The organism is Shewanella subflava (assembly GCF_025971955.1).
GTDB classification, from domain to species: Bacteria; Pseudomonadota; Gammaproteobacteria; order Enterobacterales; family Shewanellaceae; genus Shewanella; species Shewanella subflava.
Genome location: NZ_JAPDMX010000026.1, coordinates 32,825 through 53,333, shown reverse-complemented (window position 1 = coordinate 53,333; position 20,509 = coordinate 32,825). Strand labels below are relative to the sequence as shown.

The following is a 20,509-nucleotide window of genomic DNA, read 5'->3' as shown; positions in this document are numbered from 1 at the left end:
AATCCTGTGATCTGTTCGCGATCAAACCTGATATAACATGTGGGTAGATCGCATGGTTATCCACAGGGGGGATCTTCTTCAAGATCGGGTGGTGAACAATACAGAGTTATGATCGCATAAAATAATAGCTTATCCACAAAGTTATAAATAAAAATGATATTTTGTGGATAAACTGGATCTAAAGTGTGGGTTAATGATCTTTTATCACAATATTATCCTTAGCAGGATCTATATGATCTGATCTTGCCACTCAGATAACCATGATAAAGCGGGCTCTTCAGGAATGGGATCGTGTTGTACATCAATTTGGATCTTATCCACAAATGCTTTTGCTCCTGCTGCTTCAAAGAGGGAGATTAATTTTTCAGGCCCTTGGCAGAATGTATCGTAACTGGAATCGCCAATTGCACATAAAGCGAACTGATACTGGCTGAGATCGGGATTTTCAAGCAGCAATTGTTTGTAAAAAGGCTGAATATTATCGGGTAGATCGCCCGCTCCATGGGTCGAACACACTAAGATCCACAATGGATAATCTGCTAATTCAGCCAAATTAGGGTCTAACATTACGCTTGTTTGATGACCTTTTGCCACTAATTGGGCAGCAAGATCGTCAGCGATATACTCTGTACCACCTAATGTTGTGCCGACTAATAACGCTATATTTGCCATTTTTACTCCGAAAATATTGAAGATATTGAACTATTTTGCCCCATAAACACGAATTTTTCATTGCACCTTGTGTTGTTACTCAGTAGTTTTAGCTTAACCAATTTACAATTTAGTAACATTTTTATGACTTTAGTTGAACTGACTCAGCAACTTGCCGATATGGCTTGGGGCCCACATATGCTTATTCTACTTGTGGGTGGCGGATTATTCTTCCTGATTTACTCTCGTTTTGTGCCTTTTCGTTATATTGGTCACGCCATTAATATTGTTAGGGGCAAATATCCAGATGACGGTGCAGAAGGTCATATTAGCCATGCTGGCGCACTTTCGAGTGCTATGGCTGGCACTGTGGGGATGGGGAATATAGGCAGTGTGGCAGTGGCTATTATGGTGGGGGGACCAGGTGCTATTTTTTGGATGTGGATTAGCGCGATAGTGGGTATGGCAACTAAATTTTTTACCTGTACTTTAGCCATTATGTACCGCGGAAAAGATGAAAACGGTGATGTACAAGGTGGACCTATGTACATTATTACCCAAGGATTGGCTAAAAAATGGCATTTTTTGGCAGTATTTTTTTGTGTAGTGGGCCTAGTGGGGAACTTTCCTTTATTTAACTCAAATCAATTAGTGCAGATTATTCGTGAATGGCTAATTGTTAAACCGGGTTATTTTCCCTCAGATCAATCTACCTTTATGGTGGATTTGGGCTTAGGGATCATTGTGATGTTGATTGTGGCGAGTGTGATTTTAGGTGGGATCAAACGTATTGCCACCGTGGCATCAAAAATTGTGCCTTTGATGATCTTCATTTATATGAGCTGTGCTTTTTATGTTATAGCGACCAATTTAGCTGATATACCTGGTTACTTTGCGCTTATTTTTACTGAAGCATTTTCATTAAACTCGGTTGGCGGTGGTATTTTAGGCACAATGTTAATTGGTATTCGTCGCGCAGCGTTTTCAAATGAAGCGGGAATAGGTACGGAGGTGATGGCCCATGGCAGTGCTAAAACGAATGAACCTGTTAAAGAAGGTTTAGTGGCAATGCTTGGTCCTGCTATTGACACTTTAATGGTGTGTACTGCAACGGCAATGATTATTTTGATATCAGGTGTTTGGCAAGGAACTGAGTCTGAAGGGGTTAATTTATCGGCTCAGGCGTTTAGTGTCACTATGCCTGGTGTTGGGCCTTATTTACTGATTTTGTGTGTGGTGTTTTTTAGTATCAGTACTATCTTTACCCAAGCTTTTTACGGTGGTCAGTGTTTCGCGTTTTTATTTGGCCGTCGTCATATTCGCTTTTATCAGTATTTTTACCTTTTGGCGATTTTATTTGCCGCAACGGCAAGCTTGCAGGAAATTGTTAATATCATTGATGCAGCTTATGCATTAATGGCAATACCTACAATGACATCGGCTATCTTATTAGCGCCAAAAGTGAGAGAGGCTTCAAAGAAGTACTTTGCCAAATTGGCTGCGGTAAACTAACCCTATCAAATGATGATGTATAAAAAATGGAGTGAATTATCACTCCATTTTTTATGTCTAGTCAGTAATAGCCTATTTGATTAAGTACTTTGCATGAAAACGTAAATGCTCTTCAATAAAACTACTAATGAAGTAGTAACTGTGATCGTAACCTTCCTGCATGCGTAATGTTAGTGGATATTGATTGATATTAGCGGCCGTTTTTAACGATTCAGATTGCAGTTGTTCGGTTAAAAAATTGTCAGCATTTCCTTGATCCACCAGCATAGGGATTTTAGCGTCAGTTTTCTTTATTAGCTCACAGCTGTCGTATTCTGCCCAGCTTGTTTGATCCGCTCCCAAATATCCATTAAATGCCTTTTGTCCCCAAGGGCAATTTATCGGATTGCAGATAGGGCTAAATGCTGAAATTGATTGATAACGTAGTGAGTTTTTAAGCCCTATAGTGATAGCACCATGGCCTCCCATTGAATGGCCACTAATACTTCGAGTTTGGTTAACATTAAATTTTGCTTCAATCAGTGCTGGTAGCTCATCGACGATGTAGCTATACATTTGGTAATTTGACTTAAAGGGGGCTTGATTTGCATTAACGTAAAAACCAGCACCCAAGCCAAAGTCATAACTTGCATCTGGATCATCGGCTACATCATCACCACGCGGACTCGTATCAGGGGCAACAATGGCGATACCTAGCTCTGCTGCCACGCGTTGAATACCAGATTTCTGCATCACGTTTTCATCTGTGCAGGTTAATCCAGATAACCAGTATAAAACAGGCACTTTTTGGGTTGCAGCCTGTGGAGGTAAATAAATAGCAAAGCGCATGGAGCAATTATTTACCTCTGATTGATGATTAAATTGCCGTAACCACCCACCAAACACTTTTGTGCTGCTGACTTGTTCAAGCATGATTATTTGTCCTGATTAAAATGGATCACACTGCGAATACTTTCACCTTTATGCATTAACTCAAAAGCCTCATTAATGCCCTCTAACCCCATAGTATGAGTGATGAAATGATCCAGTTTAAAATCGCCATTGAGATATTGCTCAACAATGCCTGGTAATTGGCTACGACCTTTGACGCCACCAAATGCGGTGCCTTTCCATACTCGACCTGTCACTAATTGAAATGGACGGGTTGAAATTTCTTGGCCAGCACCTGCTACACCAATGATAATCGATTCGCCCCAACCTTTATGACAACACTCTAAAGCACTGCGCATGACATTGACGTTACCAATACATTCGAATGAAAAATCCACGCCGCCATCAGTCATTTCAACAATGACTTCTTGAATAGGCTTATCAAAGTTTTTTGGGTTAATGCAGTCTGTTGCGCCGAGTTTTTTGGCTAATTCAAATTTAGATTCATTTAAGTCAATGCCGATAATACGCGCGGCACCCGCCATGGTCGCACCAATAATGGCCGATAAACCAATACCACCTAAACCAAAAATTGCCACAGTATCGCCCGCTTGTACTTTGGCAGTATTGAGCACAGCGCCCATGCCGGTGGTTACGCCACAGCCCAGCAAGCACACTTCTTCTAACGGTGCATTTTTATTAACTTTAGCTAATGATATTTCAGGCAAGACAGTGTATTCAGAAAAGGTGGAACACCCCATGTAATGGAAAATAGGCTCGCCATCTTTATAAAAACGCGTTGTACCATCAGGCATTAAGCCTTTACCTTGGGTTTCACGTACCGCGCTACACAGGTTGGTTTTTCCTGAGGTACAGAATTTACATTTTCCACATTCTGCGGTGTACAGTGGAATAACATGATCGCCTACTTTTACACTGGTAACACCTTCGCCCACCATATGCACGATTCCACCACCTTCATGCCCCAGAATGGCAGGAAAAACTCCTTCAGGATCATCGCCAGAAAGTGTAAATGCGTCGGTATGACAAACACCTGAAGCGACAATTTTTACCATTACTTCGCCTGCTTTGGGGTACATGACATCCACTTCTTCAACTTTTAATGCTTGTCCTGGGCCCCAGGCAACAGCCGCTTTTGATTTGATAAATTGCGCTGACATGTGTTTGTTCCTTTATCGATATTAAGTGTTGTTGGGCATATTTTGCTTTGGCGTTGTTGATGAAATACTAACCAACAAAAACCAAACAACTCAGTAGATGAAAATAAATATCTACACAGTGTAGACGATAAGACTATTGTAATTGTTTTATATCAGTTGATAATTAGCTTAAATTGTAAATTACTTTTACGAGACTGTAATAATGTTGCCATGGGATGGAGTGGTAGAGTTTGTTGCTGTGGCGCAAACAGAAAGTTTTACTCAGGCGGCCAGCCGTTTGGGGATATCAACCGCACAAGTCAGTCGTCAGGTCAGTCAGCTTGAAAACCGCTTAACAACCAAGCTGTTTTACCGCACCACCCGTAAGGTGTCTTTAACAGAAGAAGGTGCGGTGTATTTTCGTCATTGTCGGCAAGTTTTAGATGGGTTAGAAGAGGCCGAACGGGCTATTTCAAGCTTGCATCAATCTCCACAAGGGTTAATTAGAATGACGGCGCCAGTGACCTATGGTGAACGTTTTGTTATGCCTATCGTGCTCAACTTCATGGAAAAATATCCACAAGTGGAAGTGATTTGCGAGCTGACCAATAAGCAATTGGATTTAGTGGATGGTAGTTATGATTTGGCGATTCGATTAGGCAGATTAGCGGACTCGAGTTTGGTGGCTAAATGCTTAACCAGTCGTCGCCAATATGTGTGTGCTTCGCCCGCTTACCTGCAACAATATGGTGTGCCTCAGACCTTAGCTGATTTAAATCAACATCATTGTTTGATTGGCACTAATAGTCATTGGCATTTTGATGAGCAGGGAAAAGAAAAAGTCATTAAGGTACAAGGTCGTTTGCAATGTAGCAGTGGCCTGACGTTACTGGATGCGGCTTTGCGTGGAATGGGCGTGGTACAGTTACCTGGTTATTATGTTAATGAAGCCATTAAGCAAGGTCAGTTAGTGGTGGTGTTGGCATCATTTCAACAAGCAAAAGAGGGGATTTGGGCTTTATATCCACAAAATCGGCACTTATCTGCCAAGGTAAGGCTGTTAGTCGATATGCTGAGTGAACAACTGACTTAATGCTATTGCGATAGGGTTATAAGGTAGTTAAGTATTGATTAATTTTAGCTTTGGGTATGCGGGATAAGCGATTAATAACATCAAAGGTTAATTCAACATGCGGCGCTTTTTGCTGAATCAGTGCCAATTGATATAACCACAGATGAGCGGTCATGTTGGCATCTGCTAAGGCTCGGTGAAATAATCCCTCAGTTGGCAGCTGATGGTAAGCCACCAAAGTGCCCAATTTATGATTTGGCGCATCTAAACTTATTCTGCGTGATAACAACAGTGAGCAGGCAAATTGGCCTTTATAGTTGCGTTGACAATAGTCTAATTCAGCATCTAAAAACTTTTTATCAAAACTGGCATTATGGGCAACCAAGCTAAAGTCGCCGATAAAGTCTGCAAATTGGTTCATCACAATTTGGCAGCTTGGTGCGTCACGCAGCATTGCGTTGCTGATACCGGTATATTGTTCGATAAACGTGTTTACCTTTTTCCCCGGGTTCATCAACGACTGAAAAGTATCGACCATTTCGCCGTTAACTATTTTTACCGCGCCGATTTCAATGGCTCTATCGCCATTATCTGGTGATAAACCTGTGGTTTCAAAATCGAGTACAACGACATTATGTGCTAATGCCATATCACCATTTACCAGCATCTTATTTACCAATACAGAACGAGCTAAATATTTTACCAAGTAGATCATCTGAGGTGAATTTTCCGGTAATTTCAGATAACGCCATCTGGCACATACGTAGCTCTTCAGCCAGTAACTCACCAGCTAAAAACACCTCTAACTGTTCTTTACCTAACATTAAGTGGCTTTGAGCTAAATCTAAAGCTTCTAAGTGACGGCGACGGGCAATAAAGCCGCCTTCTAGATTACTTTGATAACCCATTAGCGACTTAAGATGCTGCTTTAACTCTTCTACACCTAAGCCGGTTTTGGCTGATATACGGTAAACATCGTAACCTTGTTCTGCTGACATGGTTAACGGCTCACCAGTGATGTCGGCTTTATTACGGATAACCGTTATGCCAAGCCTTGGTGGTAAACGGTCGATAAAATCGGGCCAAATATCATGTGGGTTTACTGCATCGGTTGTGGTGCCATCTACCATAAATAATACCCGGTCAGCCGTGGCTATTTCAGTCCAAGCGCGCTCAATGCCAATTTGTTCTACGGTATCTGTGGTGTCGCGTAATCCGGCGGTATCAATAATATGTAATGGCATGCCATCTAGGTGGATATGCTCACGTAATACATCACGGGTAGTACCGGCAATTTCGGTCACAATGGCTGATTCTTTACCCGCTAAAGCATTTAATAAACTTGATTTACCCGCATTAGGGCGACCGGCGATAACCACTTTCATGCCTTCACGAATAATCGATCCTTGTTTGGCGCTGGCCTGAACATGGGTTAATTTATCGATAATCTTATACAGCGCATTGGCTATTTTACCGTCGGATAAAAAGTCGACCTCTTCATCAGGAAAATCAATCGCCGCTTCAACATATAAACGCAGGTTCGTTACTTGGTCGACTAACTCGTGTACTTCTTTTGAAAATTCACCCTGTAGTGATTGCAATGCGCTTTTAGCGGCTTGTTCACTGGTGGCATCAATTAAGTCGGCAATGGCCTCTGCTTGAGTCAGATCAAGCTTGTCATTTAAAAAGGCCTGTTCACTGAATTCGCCTGGTTTAGCAATTCGAATACCGTCAACTTCCATCACTCGCTTGATTAGCATATCAAGTACAATTTGGCCGCCATGTCCTTGTAGTTCAAGTACATCTTCACCAGTAAACGAGTTTGGGCCTTTAAAAAACAGTGCTATGCCTTGGTCAATAACCTGTCCGTCACTACTATTAAAATCACAATATTCAGCATATCGGGTTTTTGGCACATGGCCAATAATGGCTGTCGCCACATTACTGGCTAAGTCACCTGATACACGAATGATGCCTACACCTCCACGTCCGGGTGCGGTAGCTTGTGCCACAATAGTATCTGTTGTCACGGTTATTTCCTGCTAAATCATTAATTGAAAAGGCGGCCAATTAAGCCGCCTTTTTATTATCAAACTATACGTAGTTTACTGCAGAGCTTGGGCTTATTTTAAGCCTTTTTTCTCAAGTCCGGCATAAATAATCTTTTGCTGGGTAATCGCAACTAAGTTACCGACTAACCAGTAAAGCACTAGACCTGCTGGGAACCATAGGAAGAACACGGTAAAGATAACCGGCATCCACTGCATCATTTTCACTTGCATCGGGTCCATGGTAGGTGCCATTGGCTGCATTTTTTGCATTAACCACATAGACACACCCATTAATAATGGTAATACGTAGTATGGATCTTGTACTGACAAGTCGTTAATCCATAGCATGAATGGTGCATGGCGCAATTCATAGCTTTCTAGTAATACCCAGTATAGTGCGATGAAAATTGGCATTTGTAACAAGATAGGTAAGCAGCCACCCATAGGGTTTACTTTCTCTTTCTTGTACAGTTCCATCATGGCTTGACCCATTTTCTGACGGTCATCACCAAAACGCTCTTTCATGTCAGCTAATTTAGGCTGCAAGTTACGCATTTTAGCCATAGAGGTGTATTGCGCTTTAGTTAGCGGATACAACAATCCACGAACTGTTAGGGTAATTAGAATAATTGCCACACCCCAGTTACCCACAAATGATTGATAGAACATCAATAACCAATGGATTGGGATAGCTAGCCACCATAGGAAACCGTAATCAACCACTAAGTTTAATGACTCAGAAATGGCTGTTAAGGCTTCTTGATCTTTAGGACCAACATAGAATTGAGCTGAAAGTGTTTGTTCGGCACCCGGAGCAATATCATAAATTGCACCACGGAAACCGATATTTGCTAAACCACCAGCACTTAAACTAGAGAAAATCGTATTTTGATCATTTGCAGGCGGTACCCAAGCAGAAACAAAGTAGTGCTGTAGCATTGCTGCCCAACCACCTAATGTTTTCTTGTCTAGGTTTTTGTCAGCCATGTCTTCAAAGCTGTATTTTTCATAGCGGGTATCAGCAGTAGAGAAGGCTGCACCACGATATGTCGGCATCATCATGCTGCTTTCGCTTTCTTTGATGCTGTGCTTAATTTGACCATACATTTGTACTTGAAGCTGTTCAGCTGAAGTATTGTTAATGCGATAATCGACATCAACATTGAATTTACCGCGATGAAGGGTAAATACCTTGTTGTATGTCACCCCATTATCGGCAACAAATGTTAATGGTACTTCTACAGTGTCTTGGCCATCAGCAAGGGTATATTGTTGTGATTGGCTGCTAAAATGAGCGCGCCCTTTAACACTGCTGTCGATACCGTTGCGGCCAATTAAGCCACTTTGGGCGATATAGTAAATATCATTTGTTTGCTCAAGCAGCACAAACGATTCTTCTTTATCGATTTCGACTTTATGTCCAACTAATGCCGAGTAAACAATATCACCACCGACTGGATCGATTTTTAACACTAATTGGTCAGTGGTAACTGTAATGAGTTCTTTTGATGCGGTTACGGCTTCAGGTAGAGAAGCATCTGCATCTGGCACATCAGATAGTTGCGCATTTGTTGAAGCGGCAACTGATGAGGTTTGTGTAGCAACCGGTTGTGGTGCTTTATCTGCTTGCCATTGTTGCCACATTAAAAAGCTGACAAACAGCAGACCGATTAGCAATATATTGCGTTGAGATTCCATAGCCTATTTATTACACCTGTCATTTTTGGGTGGGACGGGATCACTTCCGCCGGGATGTAAAGGGTGACATTTTAATATGCGTTTGATTGCAAACCAACTACCTTTTGCCGTTCCATGTGTTTTTATTGCTTCAATAGCATAATGTGAACATGTTGGATTGAATCGACAACGCGGTCCAATCATAGGGCTAATAATGAGTTGATAGCCACGAATTAACGTGGTTGCTAGCCATTGTAGCGGCGACTGAGTTTGCGCCATAGCTTTTCTATTAATTTGTGTAGTTCTGCATTTTCCATTTCCATCACGCCATTTCTGACTAATACCACGATATCTATGTTAGGAATGTCGTGTTGATGTAAACGAAAACTGTCCCTTATCACACGTTTAATTCGGTTGCGTTGATTTGCACGTTTAACAAAACGTTTTGCAACAGTTAAACCAATACGAGGATGTTGCTCTGAATTCGGAATGGCGAGCAGGGTTATTTCAGCAGAGGATGCTTTGATTGGATTGGAGAATACAGATTTAAATTGCGCGGGAGTTAAGAGTCTTAACTCCCGCGTAAAGGTATAGCTAGTCACCTAGTTATCTACTTATTAAGCAGATAAACGAGCGCGACCTTTCGCACGACGACGTGCAAGCACCTTACGGCCGCCTACAGTGGCCATACGAGCGCGGAAGCCGTGAGAACGCTTGCGCTTCAGGTTGCTAGGTTGAAAAGTACGTTTACTCATGATGGCAATCCGTCTTTGTTAGTGAATTTGCCTTAGCTCCAACATTAGAGGTAAGGGTAAAAAAGAGGCCGAATTGTAATCACTTTAACCCTCAGCGTCAACAGCCAAAATGGTTATATGAAAAATTTCTGCCAATATTTCTTTGCTGAATTTAGCTAAAAAGCACCATAGAGTGTGGATAACTCTGTGCACCAACACAATATCTAGTGGTTTTAAAACTGTTAAAACAGATCAAAGGCCGCGCATTATAGATCAATCTGGATCGGTTAATAAAGCGCGATTTACATCATTTTCACAGAAATTAGATCGAGTTTGATCTTTAATGATCGAAGATATCCACATACAATGATCGCGTTGGGGATAAATATTAGATTAACGATAGCGATCCTTGTGATCTCGCTATAGAATACATCTCCTTTTGTTAACCTATTTTGGGGAAAATATAAGTGGCGGTTTCACTTTGGCAACAATGTATCGGTAGACTGCAAGACGAATTATCGGCTCAGCAGTTCAGTATGTGGATCCGTCCGTTACAAGCTGAAATGGATGGCGATACGTTAGTCCTTTATGCTCCAAACCGATTTGTATTGGATTGGGTGCGTGATAAGTACATCAATATCATTAATCAATTCTTTACTGAGCAAATGGGCAGTAATGCACCTAAGTTGCGTTTTGATATTGGTAGTCGTCCTTCTGCACGTCAAACGCCTATGGTTTCAGCGCCTGTTTATGCTAAACCCAGTGGTCAACAAACTAAAGCTCGTGTGGGTACTAGCTTTAATACCCAGGCTGAGCCGATAGCAAATGCTAATCACCGTAGCAATATTAACCCAACTTATCAGTTTGATAACTTTGTTGAAGGTAAATCAAACCAGTTAGGGAAAGCTGCTGCGTTGCAAGTTTCTGAAAACCCAGGTGGCGCTTATAATCCATTATTTTTATATGGTGGCACTGGTTTAGGTAAAACTCACCTTTTACATGCGGTGGGTAATGGCATTATTAAAAATAATCCCAATGCGAAAGTGGTTTATATGCATTCTGAGCGTTTTGTTCAGGATATGGTTAAAGCACTGCAAAACAATGCTATTGAAGAATTTAAACGCTATTACCGAAGTGTTGATGCGTTGTTTATTGATGACATTCAATTTTTTGCCAATAAAGATCGCTCTCAAGAAGAATTCTTCCATACCTTCAACGCATTATTAGAAGGCAATCATCAGATCATCTTAACATCAGACCGTTATCCAAAAGAGATCGACGGCGTAGAAGATCGCTTAAAATCCCGCTTTGGCTGGGGTTTAACAGTGGCTATTGAGCCACCTGAGTTAGAAACCCGTGTGGCAATTTTAATGCGTAAAGCGCAAGAAAGTGGCATTAACCTCCCTGATGAAGTGGCATTCTTCATTGCTAAACGTTTACGCTCGAATGTGCGTGAATTAGAAGGTGCGTTAAATCGGGTTATTGCCAATGCTAACTTTACTGGCAGACCCATTACCATTGATTTTGTGCGCGAAGCATTACGTGATCTCTTGGCACTTCAAGAAAAATTAGTCACTATAGACAATATTCAGAAAACCGTTGCTGAATACTACAAAATAAAAATGGCAGATATGCTGTCTAAACGTCGCTCGCGCAGTGTGGCAAGACCTAGACAAGTGGCGATGGCGTTATCTAAAGAACTTACAAACCAAAGCTTACCTGAAATTGGTGATGCATTTGGTGGTCGTGATCATACTACAGTGCTGCATGCCTGCCGTAAAATTGCGCAATTGCGTGAAGAAAGTCATGACATTAAAGAAGATTATGCCAACTTAATCAGAACGCTCTCTTCTTAATTCAGGGAATACTGACACAATGAAATTTTCAATTGATAGGGATGCACTGCTAAAGCCATTGCAATTGGTTTGTGGTGCCGTAGAACGTAGACACAACTTACCCATTCTTGCCAATTTACTTGTAGAAGTTAGTGAAGACTCACTTAAACTAACTGGCACAGATTTAGAAGTGGAGCTTGTCGGGCAGGCCGCTATTCATGGTGATGTTGTCACTGGGCGGACTACCGTTCCGGCTAAAAAGCTATTAGATATTGTAAAATCATTGCCGGATTCTTCTGAACTGCGTATCGAACAACAAGATAATAAATGGTTACTACTATCTGGCCGTAGCCGTTTTTCATTGGCAACCTTGCCCGCTGAAGATTACCCAAATGTTGAAGCTTTCCAAGCTGATATTGAATTCAGCCTAAAGCAGGGTGTATTGAAATCAATTATCGATTCAACCCAATTTTCGATGGCTAACCAAGATGTGCGTTACTACTTAAACGGTTTGCTATTTGAAACCGAGGGTAACGTTTTACGCTCTATTGCCACCGACGGTCACCGTTTAGCATTAAGCCATCGCCAAGTTGCCCAAACACTGCCTGAAAAACAAGTGATTGTGCCACGTAAAGGTGTGGTCGAAATGTCACGCTTACTCGATAGTGAAGATCAAGATATCACTATCAGCATTGGTGATAATGCCATTCGTGCCGTGACGGCCAATGCTGTGTTCACCAGCAAGCTAGTGGATGGACGTTTTCCTGATTATCGCCGTGTATTACCAAAAGGTGGCAATAAAATTGTTATTGCTAGTCGTAATCAACTGAAACAGGCTTTAACCCGCGCCTCAATTCTTTCTAACGAAAAATTCCGTGGTGTGCGTATTCAGCTTGAACCTGGTTTATTAAAAATTACCGCAAACAATCCTGAGCAAGAAGAAGCTGAAGAGATTATTGATGTTGATTACGACTCGGATAATTTAGAAATAGGCTTCAATGTGAGTTATTTGTTGGATGTATTAAATAACCTCGCCAGTGACGAAGTACGTATTACCTTAATAGACGGTAACTCAAGTGCGCTAATTGAAAATCATTTAGAAGAAGACTCTATGTATGTGGTGATGCCTATGCGTCTTTAAGCGCATTGTGGTAGTCTAACTCATATCATTAACAAGGTGCTTAAGGCACCTTGTTTTGTCTTTTATTCTAGCCATTTATTTACCGATAGGTCTGCATGAGTCTTAGCCGTTTAACCATTAGCTCATTTCGTAACATTTTGTCTGCTAACCTCAATGCAGCCAGTGGCTTGAACTTAATTTATGGTCAAAATGGCAGTGGCAAAACCAGTATTTTAGAAGCGATTTTCTTCTTAGGTATGGGCCGTTCATTTCGCAGTCATTTATCTCAACGCGTGATTAATGTTGAAGCAGATAATTTAACGCTGTTTGCACAGCTTGAAGGTGATGATGAGCAAACCAAAATTGGGTTACGACGCCATCGAAGCGGTGAGATAGAAGTTAAAATTAATGGCGACAAAGTAAAAAAACTGTCGGTACTAGCCGAAACCTTGCCGATACAAGTTATCACCCCAGAAAGCTTTTCATTGTTATTTGAAGGCCCGAAAGCCAGGCGGCAATTTATTGATTGGGGGGCGTTTCATTCTGATCCGCAATTCTATCAAGCTTGGGTGAATACTCGACGTATTTTAAAGCAAAGAAATCAACTTCTTAGAAATCAAGCAAGCTATTCACAAATACAGTTTTGGGATAAGGAATTGGTGCGGTATGCTGAACTGGTCACAGATATACGAAATCGCTATGTAGACTCGTTAAATGCGCTACTAAAGAGTATAATAAGTGAGTTTTTACCTCAGGTTAATATCAACGTTTCTTTTACCAGAGGATGGGATAGTAAAACGACGTTTTCGCAGTTACTTGAAAACCAATATCCTAGAGATTTAGCCACCGGACATACCTTAAGCGGCCCGCATAAAGCGGATTTACGTTTAAGGGTAGGTACTTTACCTGCGCAGGATGCGTTATCCCGGGGGCAATTAAAATTATTAGTCTGTGCACTGCGTATTGCACAGGGAAAGTTGCTCAAACAACAGCTAAATAAAAACAGTATTTATTTGGTCGACGATTTACCGTCAGAGTTGGATGCACAGCATAGGCAGCTATTGTTGAAACAGTTAACCGAAACCGGCGCACAAATCTTTGTCACCGCAATCGAACCATCAGCAATAGTCGATTCGTTAACAAGCCCTCCCGACAGGATGTTTCATGTGGAACATGGGCAAGTAACGGTTATTGAATAACAACGAGAGAGAAATATGTCAGAGAATAGTTACGATTCTTCGAGTATTAAGGTGCTAAAAGGCCTTGATGCAGTACGTAAGCGCCCTGGTATGTATATTGGTGATACCGATGACGGTACCGGCCTTCACCATATGGTATTCGAAGTCGTCGATAACTCTATCGATGAAGCGTTAGCCGGCCATTGTAGCGATATCACCATCACCATTCATTCAGATGGTTCTGTTTCAGTAAAAGATGATGGCCGTGGTATTCCGGTTTCTATCCATGAAGAAGAAGGCGTCTCTGCTGCAGAAGTTATCATGACGGTATTACATGCCGGCGGTAAATTTGATGATAACTCGTATAAGGTATCGGGTGGTCTTCACGGTGTGGGTGTGTCGGTTGTTAATGCCTTATCAGAAAAATTACAGTTAACCATTCGTCGTGCCGGTAAAATTTATGAGCAGTTTTATACTCATGGTGTACCTAACGAACCTATCAAAGAAATTGGCGATGCCGTTAAAACTGGTACTGAAATCCGTTTTTGGCCCAGTGCTCAAACCTTCTCTGATGTTGAATTTCACTTTGATATTTTAGCTAAGCGTGTGCGCGAGTTGTCTTTCTTAAACTCAGGGGTGGGTATTCGCCTTGTTGACGAGCGTGACAATAAAGATGAGTTTTTTAAATACGAAGGCGGTATTAGCGCATTCGTAAATTACTTAAACCGTAATAAAACACCGATTAACAAAGATGTTTTCCACTTTACTCAAGAGCGTGAAGACGGCATTACCGTAGAAGTGGCAATGCAATGGAACGACGGTTATCAAGAAAGCATTTTCTGTTTCACCAACAATATCCCTCAGCGTGATGGTGGTACTCATTTAGCCGGTTTCCGTGGTGCATTAACCCGTAACTTGAATAACTATATGGAGCGTGAAGGCTTCAATAAAAAAGGCAAAACCAGTGCTACCGGCGATGATGCACGTGAAGGGTTAACGGCAGTTATTTCGGTAAAAGTACCTGATCCAAAATTCAGTTCACAAACCAAAGATAAACTGGTCTCTAGTGAAGTGAAAAGTGCCGTTGAACAAACAATGGGTGAGCAATTAAATGACTACCTATTAGAAAACCCTGCAGATGCGAAATTGATTGTGGGTAAGATTGTTGATGCAGCACGAGCACGTGAAGCCGCACGTAAAGCGCGTGAAATGACTCGCCGTAAAGGTGCGTTAGACTTAGGTGGTTTACCAGGAAAGCTTGCAGATTGCCAAGAGAAAGACCCTGGTCTTTCTGAAATATACATAGTGGAAGGTGACTCTGCTGGCGGTAGTGCCAAGCAGGGACGTAACCGTAAAAACCAAGCAATTCTGCCGTTGAAAGGTAAAATTCTTAACGTAGAGAAAGCACGTTTTGACAAAATGTTGTCATCACAAGAAGTGGCTACACTCATTACTGCACTTGGCTGTGGTATTGGTCGTGATGAATATAACCCTGATAAAACGCGTTATCACAATATTGTTATCATGACCGATGCTGACGTCGACGGCTCGCACATTCGTACCTTGCTGTTGACCTTCTTCTTCCGTCAAATGCCTGAGCTTATTGAGCGTGGTTATGTGTATATTGCACAACCACCGTTATACAAAGTGAAAAAGGGCAAACAGGAACAGTATTTGAAAGATGAGTTAGCATTAACCGAATACTTAACAACTCAAGCGCTTGATGGAACACATGTGTATCCAAGCCAAGGTGCACCAGGAATGAGCGGTGAGCCGTTAGAGCGTTTAGTGAGTCAATACCGTGATGTTGAGAAAATTATCAGTCGTTTAGAAAAGCGTTTCCCAACAAATATTACTAACCGCATGCTGTACCATCCTGAAATTACATTGGCAATGCTTGCTGATGAAGGAGCGATGAAGACTTGGTGTGATCGATTTATTGCTGATCTGGTTGATCTTGAAAACAGCGGTGTGATCTATTCATCAGATGTGATTTTAGATCCTGAGCGTAAAGTCTATACCCCAAACATTACGATTCGTAAGCACGGTATTGATACTAACTACCTATTTGGTTATGACTTCTTCACCTCAACTGACTACCAGCGTATCGCTAAGTTAGGTGCGGCATTAGACGGTATGATTGAAGAGGGTGGTTATGTTCAACGTGGTGAACGTTTAAAAGAAGTTGATACTTTCTTAGAAGCATTAGATTGGACCGTAAGCGAAGCGAAACGTGGTTTATATATCCAGCGCTATAAAGGACTGGGTGAGATGAACCCTGAGCAGTTATGGGAAACCACCATGGATCCTGAGTCTCGTCGTATGCTGCGCGTAACGATTGAGGATGCCGTTGCTGCAGACCAACTGTTTACCTGTTTAATGGGTGATCAAGTTGAACCGCGCCGTGAGTTTATTGAAACCAACGCGTTAAACGTGGCTAACCTAGACGTCTAGTTAGAAATTAGTTTGAAAAAGAGCTCTAGATTTATCTAGGGCTCTTTTTTTTGTTTTAGGTTTACATTCATATGCCATAGCATTAATTTATAATAATAAAATTACGAAAAGGATGTCTGTAATGAAAATTAGCTACCTATCAATCGCAATTGTAATCATGTTTATTCTCTTCGGTTTTCAACTTAATGGGAAAGGATCCGAATCTGAAAAACTAAAAGTAGAAAATACACCAGCTGTTGTTTCTCCTGAGTCCGTTGAAATTAAATCTAGCCAATCAGAAGCAGAGCTTGTCCCCATTGATTCAAAATCAGATGAGATTAACGTTGAAAGTTCAGTTGCAAGCTCCGTCGAAAGCTCCGTTGAAAACTCAATTGAAAATAATGAAATAAATAAATTAAAGAAATATAAAATCGACTCAAGTCACAGTGATTATCAAAGACTCTATAATAAGTATCTAACTGAAAGAGGACTTTTTGCAGAACTTGGTACCGTATATATTTATAACGAAGAAGGTGATGAATCGTTTTTTATAGCGATACCACCGGATTTATCTTCATTAATAGTTGAAGACCCTGATCAATATATTGAATTGAAAGTTGAAGAGTTTAATCTAATTGATGAAGATTATGTTGACAATTGGGGGGGAGATTTTGAGGATTTTGTTGTTAACTATCATTACTGCAAACAAAGTATTTGTTTATTGAGAGCCCAACATGATTCAGTGAATTTCGCTCGAGAGGCTATCAACAAATTTATTTTAAGCCATCCAGAATTGGAAGTTCAATATATGTCTATGGCTAGTGGTGACATTGTGATTACTTATCAAAAAAAAACCTAAAACCCCAGCTAATATTAATTGAATAAAATAATATTATTAATGGTTCACCTTAATTAATATTGTCTAGTGGGATAATTGTTCTAACAGAGTAAACTAGACGTTTATTCCCATTGTTCTTCAAAGGTGGCTTGTTGTGGTGACCCGTTTTTTTAAAAAGCTGTTTAATGTTCGAGATCCTCACGACCAAGCCAAATTTACAGGCGTGTCTAGTGTTGAAAAAATGACGGCGGCATTACAAGCAAAGTCGGCTCAACCAAGTGCTTCATCTCCAGTCAATCAGCTTAAAGATGCTGATCAATTATCTTCAATTGATGTTTCCGCGCTTTTCTATACTTTACTGTTTCCACAACAACAGCAACAAGATGGTATTGCTAATAATCTTGAACGCCAAGTGATGGCGCAAATTGAAACATCACTCAGTTCGCCTAAAGAGATTGCTGAGAATGTACTTAAGTTGCCAAGTAAAATCATGGAGTTAGATAACCAATTAGCCGATGAGAACATTGATACTAAAGACGTGCTTAAACTTATCGAGCAAGACCCATTGTTAAGCATAGAAATATTGAAACTGTGTAATTCTCCGGTGTTTAGGCGTTCAGATAAAACCGTGACGAATCTTCAGCAAGCTTTGGTGCAATTGGGACGGGAACAGTTAAGACGACTTGTTACGGTTTGTCTTACCCGTGAAATGATTGATATTAAGCCTATTTATTTTCGTCGATTTGGTGCCGAGATATGGCGACATTCAATGCAAGTGGCCTTTTTGTCAGGTGAGTTAGCCGAACAAGATGGCGATAGTGTCTTTTTGTTAGGGCTTTTACATGACGTGGGCAAGATAGCCATTTTTAAAATACTTATCGATGCCTTTTATCAGGCTGAGCCAGGAGAGCAACCAAATTCTCTGCTTTTTAGTCAGTTAATGACAACGAAATCGCTTACCTTAAGTGCTTTGCTGGCTAAATATTGGCAGATCCCCGATTCGTTTGCCGATAACTTATCCTTATTAGCCAATGTCAATATTGTGCCCAACTCTGGTGCTGCAAAAGCGGTTTGGCGAGCAAATGTAATTAGTGAATGCTCAATGTTGTTGCAGGCTAATAAGTTGTCGGAAGAGATGTTGATTAAGTTGCTTGGGCAAGTCGAAATTTCTCGGGAAGCATTTGATGGATTACATCAAAAATTAATTGAGTTTTAATCTCATTGGTTTTTATTGCATAACAAACGACACTATTCAATCGGCATAAAAAAAGCGCCTAAGGCGCCTTTTTATTGATGAGCGAGTGGCTAAGACTGCAACACCGAAATATCTGCTACGTGCAGGAATTGTTCACGTAAACGATTAAGTAAGGCAATGCGGTTTTGTTTCAGGGCTTCATCATCAGCCATTACCATCACATCTTCAAAGAACTGATCAACACTTTCACGTAAATCGGCTAACAATGTCAGTGCTTGCTGGTAATTGGCGCTGGCAAATAAAGGCGCTAACTCTGGTTGAAGCTGAGTTAACTTATCGGCCAAGGCTTTTTCTGCGGTTTCAACAAGTAAGCTTGAGTTAATCGTTTCTGGCAATGTGCCTTCCACTTTAGCTAAGATATTTGAAACACGCTTATTCGCTGCAGCAAGCGCCGTAGAGGCTTCTAAACTGCGGAAGTGAGATACCGCTTTAACACGGCTATCAAAATCAGCAGGACGTGTTGGGCGGCGTGCCAACACGGCTAAGATAACGTCGACTTCAATACCTTGATCTTGATACCAGCTGCGGAAGCGAGCCATAAAGAACTCAAGTACATCATCAGCTGTGTTGTTATTGCTTAACGTTTCACCGTGTAATGCTTGCGCTTTAGCAATTAAATCAACCAAATCGAGTGGCAAATTGTTTTCGACGATGATGCGTAAAATGCCAATTGCCGCACGACGCAAAGCAAAGGGATCTGCTGCTCCTTTAGGTGCTTGGCCTATACCAAAAATACCTACAAGGGTGTCAAATTTTTCAGCTAAGGCAACCGCACAAGATACTGCATCTGTTGGTACCGTATCACCAGAAAACTTAGGTTTATACTGTTGTTCAATCGCAACGGCAACCGCTTCGGTTTCACCGTCAAGGCGAGCGTAGTGCATGCCCATTGTGCCTTGTGTATCGGTAAACTCCATGACCATGTTGGTCATCAAATCTGCTTTAGACAATAAACCAGCACGGCTAGCATCCGCTTCGCTAGCATTTAATTGCGCGGCGATAAAACCTGCCATTGCTGAAATACGTTCAACACGTTGCTTTAAAGTACCTAATTGCTTTTGGAACACAACGGTCTCTAAGCTCGCCAAACGAGATTCCAGCGTGTGTTTTTTATCGGTATTAAAGAAAAACTCAGCATCAGCTAAACGTGGACGAACCACTTTCTCATTTCCAGAGATAATCTGCTGAGGATCTTTAGATACTATGTTAGATACAAAAATGAAGTTAGGTAATAATTTGCCAGCAGCATCAAAAACAGGGAAGTATTTTTGGTCGCCTTTCATGGTGTAAACTAGCGCTTCTGCGGGCACATCAAGAAATTTTTCTTCAAAATGGGCGGTTAATACCACGGGCCATTCAACTAAAGAGGTCACTTCTTCAAGTAAGCTATCTTCTAGGTCAGCAATACCACCAATGGTGCTTGCCGCTTTTTCTGCATCGGCTTTAATAAGTGCTTTACGTTCGTGGTAGTCAGCAATCACTTTGCCTTGTTCTTTGAGCATGCTGATATAGTTATCGGCATGATCAAGTTCAAAACTGGCAAGTCCCATAAAACGGTGACCGCGGATGGTGCGGGCAGATTTTATGCCAAGCACTTCACCGTTAATCGCTTCGCTACCTAATAACATAGTGACGGTATGAACTGGACGAATAAATTGGGTTTTGCTGTTACCCCAACGCATGGGTTTTGGGATCGGCAATTTATCTAATGCGCGCTGGGTCATATCAGCAATTAAGCTACTGGTTGCCACACCGACAACTTTTGCATTATGCACTAACCATTCACCTTTGTCGGTGACTAAACGCTCGGCTTGATCAACGGTAATTCCATTGCCACGAGCCCAACCTTGAGCCGCTTTAGTTGGATTACCCTCAGCGTCAAATGCCGAGCTTACAGCAGGACCACGTTTTTCAACTACTTTGTCAGCTTGAGATAAAGCCAGCTCAGTAAAGCTAATTGCTAAACGGCGAGGTGCTGCATACCAAGTTGATGCGCTAAAGGGTAAATCAGCCCTTGCTAGCTCATCGCTAAAGTTTGCTAAAAATGACTCAGCTAAATTACGTAATGCTTTTGGTGGCAGTTCTTCTGTACCAATCTCAATGAGTAAGTTTTCAAAATTCAT

Annotated in this window: 18 protein-coding genes; 8 read left to right on the top strand and 10 right to left on the bottom strand. The window is 41.4% G+C overall.

Annotated elements, in window-relative coordinates; genetic code table 11:
• Positions 1–228: 228 nt before the first annotated feature.
• Entirely contained in the window at positions 229–672 is a 444-nt protein-coding gene (gene mioC / locus OHT75_RS11415) for an FMN-binding protein MioC (protein ID WP_264726700.1), read from the bottom strand.
• Positions 673–795: 123 nt separating this feature from the next.
• Here mioC and OHT75_RS11410 point away from each other — a divergent pair, with 123 nt between their 5' ends.
• Entirely contained in the window at positions 796–2,163 is a 1,368-nt protein-coding gene (locus OHT75_RS11410; RefSeq protein ID WP_264726698.1) for an alanine/glycine:cation symporter family protein, read from the top strand.
• A gap of 72 nt (positions 2,164–2,235) precedes the next feature.
• Here OHT75_RS11410 and fghA read toward each other — a convergent pair whose 3' ends face one another.
• The gene (gene fghA, locus OHT75_RS11405) at positions 2,236–3,078 is read right to left on the bottom strand and encodes an S-formylglutathione hydrolase (RefSeq protein ID WP_319803635.1); all 843 of its coding nucleotides are present in this window, start codon (positions 3,076–3,078) and stop codon (positions 2,236–2,238) included.
• A complete protein-coding gene (locus tag OHT75_RS11400; RefSeq protein ID WP_264726694.1) occupies positions 3,078–4,214 on the bottom strand; it encodes an S-(hydroxymethyl)glutathione dehydrogenase/class III alcohol dehydrogenase in 1,137 nt (378 codons plus the stop codon). Before OHT75_RS11400 ends, fghA begins: the two co-directional genes overlap by 1 nt.
• Positions 4,215–4,416: 202 nt before the next feature.
• On the opposite strand from OHT75_RS11400, the gene OHT75_RS11395 reads away from it, so the two are divergent.
• Positions 4,417–5,286, top strand: a complete 870-nt coding sequence (locus OHT75_RS11395; RefSeq protein ID WP_264726692.1) for a LysR substrate-binding domain-containing protein — start codon at positions 4,417–4,419, stop codon at positions 5,284–5,286.
• A gap of 16 nt (positions 5,287–5,302) precedes the next feature.
• Here the strand turns inward: OHT75_RS11395 and OHT75_RS11390 are convergent, their stop codons facing one another.
• From OHT75_RS11390 to rpmH, 6 genes are all read right to left on the bottom strand, one after another.
• Entirely contained in the window at positions 5,303–5,932 is a 630-nt protein-coding gene (locus OHT75_RS11390) for a 3'-5' exonuclease (protein WP_264726690.1), read from the bottom strand.
• 1 nt (position 5,933) lies between these two features.
• Positions 5,934–7,295, bottom strand: a complete 1,362-nt coding sequence (mnmE, locus tag OHT75_RS11385; RefSeq protein WP_264726687.1) for a tRNA uridine-5-carboxymethylaminomethyl(34) synthesis GTPase MnmE — start codon at positions 7,293–7,295, stop codon at positions 5,934–5,936.
• Positions 7,296–7,388: 93 nt separating this feature from the next.
• Complete coding sequence (yidC, locus tag OHT75_RS11380; RefSeq protein WP_264726686.1) at positions 7,389–9,014, bottom strand: membrane protein insertase YidC; 1,626 nt, start codon at positions 9,012–9,014, stop codon at positions 7,389–7,391.
• Between the two features lie 3 nt (positions 9,015–9,017).
• Positions 9,018–9,272, bottom strand: coding sequence for a membrane protein insertion efficiency factor YidD (yidD, locus tag OHT75_RS11375; RefSeq protein WP_188843240.1), 255 nt, complete (start codon positions 9,270–9,272; stop codon positions 9,018–9,020).
• Entirely contained in the window at positions 9,239–9,595 is a 357-nt protein-coding gene (gene rnpA / locus OHT75_RS11370) for a ribonuclease P protein component (protein WP_264726683.1), read from the bottom strand. Before rnpA ends, yidD begins: the two co-directional genes overlap by 34 nt.
• Before the next feature lie 15 nt (positions 9,596–9,610).
• On the bottom strand, positions 9,611–9,748 hold the full coding sequence (gene rpmH, locus OHT75_RS11365; RefSeq protein WP_006083827.1) for a 50S ribosomal protein L34: 138 nt from the start codon (positions 9,746–9,748) through the stop codon (positions 9,611–9,613).
• A gap of 446 nt (positions 9,749–10,194) precedes the next feature.
• Here rpmH and dnaA point away from each other — a divergent pair, with 446 nt between their 5' ends.
• From dnaA to OHT75_RS11335, 6 genes are all read left to right on the top strand, one after another.
• Positions 10,195–11,583, top strand: coding sequence for a chromosomal replication initiator protein DnaA (dnaA, locus tag OHT75_RS11360; RefSeq protein WP_264726681.1), 1,389 nt, complete (start codon positions 10,195–10,197; stop codon positions 11,581–11,583).
• A 19-nt stretch (positions 11,584–11,602) separates the two neighbouring features.
• Positions 11,603–12,703, top strand: coding sequence for a DNA polymerase III subunit beta (gene dnaN, locus OHT75_RS11355; protein WP_188843246.1), 1,101 nt, complete (start codon positions 11,603–11,605; stop codon positions 12,701–12,703).
• Between the two features lie 95 nt (positions 12,704–12,798).
• Positions 12,799–13,881, top strand: a complete 1,083-nt coding sequence (gene recF / locus OHT75_RS11350) for a DNA replication/repair protein RecF (RefSeq protein ID WP_264726678.1) — start codon at positions 12,799–12,801, stop codon at positions 13,879–13,881.
• A gap of 15 nt (positions 13,882–13,896) precedes the next feature.
• Positions 13,897–16,314, top strand: coding sequence for a DNA topoisomerase (ATP-hydrolyzing) subunit B (gyrB, locus tag OHT75_RS11345; protein ID WP_264726676.1), 2,418 nt, complete (start codon positions 13,897–13,899; stop codon positions 16,312–16,314).
• 121 nt (positions 16,315–16,435) lie between these two features.
• Positions 16,436–17,152: a hypothetical protein gene (locus tag OHT75_RS11340; protein ID WP_264726674.1), complete on the top strand. Its 717-nt coding sequence runs from the start codon at positions 16,436–16,438 to the stop codon at positions 17,150–17,152.
• A 133-nt stretch (positions 17,153–17,285) separates the two neighbouring features.
• The gene (locus OHT75_RS11335; protein ID WP_406682016.1) at positions 17,286–18,347 is read left to right on the top strand and encodes an HDOD domain-containing protein; all 1,062 of its coding nucleotides are present in this window, start codon (positions 17,286–17,288) and stop codon (positions 18,345–18,347) included.
• Between the two features lie 89 nt (positions 18,348–18,436).
• On the opposite strand, the gene glyS is transcribed toward OHT75_RS11335, so the two are convergent.
• Positions 18,437–20,509: a glycine--tRNA ligase subunit beta gene (gene glyS, locus OHT75_RS11330; protein ID WP_264726672.1), complete on the bottom strand. Its 2,073-nt coding sequence runs from the start codon at positions 20,507–20,509 to the stop codon at positions 18,437–18,439.

Coding starts and splice junctions, on each gene's coding strand:
- OHT75_RS11395 (WP_264726692.1), top strand. CDS start 4,417: ATGTTGCCATGGGATGGAGTGGTAGAGTTTGTTGCTGTGGCGCAAACA.
- rpmH (WP_006083827.1), bottom strand. CDS start 9,748: ATGAGTAAACGTACTTTTCAACCTAGCAACCTGAAGCGCAAGCGTTCT.
- yidC (WP_264726686.1), bottom strand. CDS start 9,014: ATGGAATCTCAACGCAATATATTGCTAATCGGTCTGCTGTTTGTCAGC.
- OHT75_RS11340 (WP_264726674.1), top strand. CDS start 16,436: ATGAAAATTAGCTACCTATCAATCGCAATTGTAATCATGTTTATTCTC.
- mioC (WP_264726700.1), bottom strand. CDS start 672: ATGGCAAATATAGCGTTATTAGTCGGCACAACATTAGGTGGTACAGAG.
- glyS (WP_264726672.1), bottom strand. CDS start 20,509: ATGAATTTTGAAAACTTACTCATTGAGATTGGTACAGAAGAACTGCCA.
- gyrB (WP_264726676.1), top strand. CDS start 13,897: ATGTCAGAGAATAGTTACGATTCTTCGAGTATTAAGGTGCTAAAAGGC.
- OHT75_RS11400 (WP_264726694.1), bottom strand. CDS start 4,214: ATGTCAGCGCAATTTATCAAATCAAAAGCGGCTGTTGCCTGGGGCCCA.
- recF (WP_264726678.1), top strand. CDS start 12,799: ATGAGTCTTAGCCGTTTAACCATTAGCTCATTTCGTAACATTTTGTCT.
- OHT75_RS11390 (WP_264726690.1), bottom strand. CDS start 5,932: ATGCTGGTAAATGGTGATATGGCATTAGCACATAATGTCGTTGTACTC.
- dnaN (WP_188843246.1), top strand. CDS start 11,603: ATGAAATTTTCAATTGATAGGGATGCACTGCTAAAGCCATTGCAATTG.
- OHT75_RS11410 (WP_264726698.1), top strand. CDS start 796: ATGACTTTAGTTGAACTGACTCAGCAACTTGCCGATATGGCTTGGGGC.
- yidD (WP_188843240.1), bottom strand. CDS start 9,272: ATGGCGCAAACTCAGTCGCCGCTACAATGGCTAGCAACCACGTTAATT.